This window comes from Halobacillus sp. BBL2006 (genome assembly GCF_000786645.1).
In the GTDB taxonomy this organism is placed as follows: domain Bacteria; phylum Bacillota; class Bacilli; order Bacillales; family Halobacillaceae; genus Halobacillus.
Map to the genome: position 1 here is coordinate 1 of NZ_JRNX01000252.1, position 1,605 is coordinate 1,605.

A 1,605-nucleotide genomic window follows, 5' to 3' on the forward strand; every position below is an offset into this window, starting at 1 on the left:
AAAGCATATTTAACGTGCAAATGTTTCACCCTCTCCTTTATGTGGAACTTTTTGGTATCACGTAATTCTAAAACAAGTGTAAAAAAGGATGAGGAAAATGAGCAAAGAAATGAAAGCTGTTGGTTTATATCAACACTTGCCTATTACAAACGAAGAGAGCTTGGTAGATGTAACGGTTCCTAAGCCTCAGGCTTCAGGGCAGGATCTTTTAGTTAAAATAAAGGCTGTTTCTGTAAACCCGGTTGATACCAAGGTTCGGGCAAATGGAGACGAAGAGGAAGAGGCTAAAATACTTGGCTATGATGCAGCTGGTATTGTAGAAGCCGTAGGAGAGCAAGTGACTTCTTTTCAAGTTGGTGATGAAGTTTATTACGCTGGTTCTATTGCTCGTCCAGGTTCTAATAGTGAATTTCAACTTGTGGATGAACGGATCGCAGCCAAAAAACCTCATACATTATCATTCAAAGAAGCTGCTGCCCTGCCTCTAACGAGTTTGACTGCATGGGAAGCCTTATTTGAACGGTTGAACATCCCGTTTAATCCGTCAGAAAACCAGGGGAAATCGATTTTAATCATCAATGCTTCCGGTGGAGTGGGATCTATTGCTGGTCAACTAGCGCAATTAGCAGGCCTAACCGTCATTGGCACGGCATCAAGAGAGGAAACCATTACTTGGGCTAAAGATCACGGGGCAGCGTATACGATTAACCACCATCGGCCTCTGGCTTCTCAGTTAGAAAAAGCTGGTTTTCCTCAAGTCGACTATATCTTTTGTTTAAGTTCTACAGATCAACATTGGGGCGCCATGGTAGAAGCTATTAAGCCACAAGGTAAAATTTGCAGTATTGTAGAAACCGATACAAATTTAAATCTGACAGCATTACAGCATAAAAGTGCCACATTTGTGTGGGAATTCATGTTCACCAGACCTCTTTTTCAAACAGAGGATATGCAGGAACAACAGAATATTCTGCATCAATTGGCTAAGTTAATTGATGACGAAAAAATCAAATCAACTGTAACCACAACATTTACTGGATTAAATGCCCAGAACCTTCGTAAAGCACATGAAATAGTGGAAGAAGGGAAGATGATTGGCAAGATGGTTGTAGAAACGGAAGAATAAAAGAAACCTCAGAGGTTAGCTGGTTACTAATCTCTGAGGTTTCAATATTGATTAGGGGCTGAGAAATTCTGTTCAGATGAAAAGCAGGTTTGGATAATACATAATTATTTTATTTAGCGTGAGAGCATGTAATGTAAGGATTTAGAAACAAAGAGAAGGGTGAAATCATGACAAAAAGACAAAAGAAATATTTGGAGATTGTTATCGTGTCCATCGTATTTTTTGCCTTCCTATACTTTCTTCAGTTACCTCAATATACTTACATCGTCTTAATAACAACAATAATCTTTCACATCCTGGATTTTGAAACAAGAAGAGCCAAGAAGAAAAAGTTAAAATAGCAGAACCGGTGGATTCGATCACCTAGTAATGCGTAATAGCCAGGGAAAAAAGAGCGACTTTCATTCTTCAATTAAAAATGGCGAGGAGATTTTCAGGTTTATTTCAGATTTCTTATCTATAATAAAAACAAAATAGAA

1 protein-coding gene is annotated in these 1,605 nt (G+C 38.5%); it reads left to right on the forward strand.

The window, feature by feature from the left end; all coding sequences use genetic code 11:
- Positions 1-97: 97 nt before the first annotated feature.
- Positions 98-1,126: a zinc-binding alcohol dehydrogenase family protein gene (locus tag LD39_RS08395; RefSeq protein ID WP_035545139.1), complete on the forward strand. Its 1,029-nt coding sequence runs from the start codon at positions 98-100 to the stop codon at positions 1,124-1,126.
- Positions 1,127-1,605 lie beyond the last annotated feature (479 nt).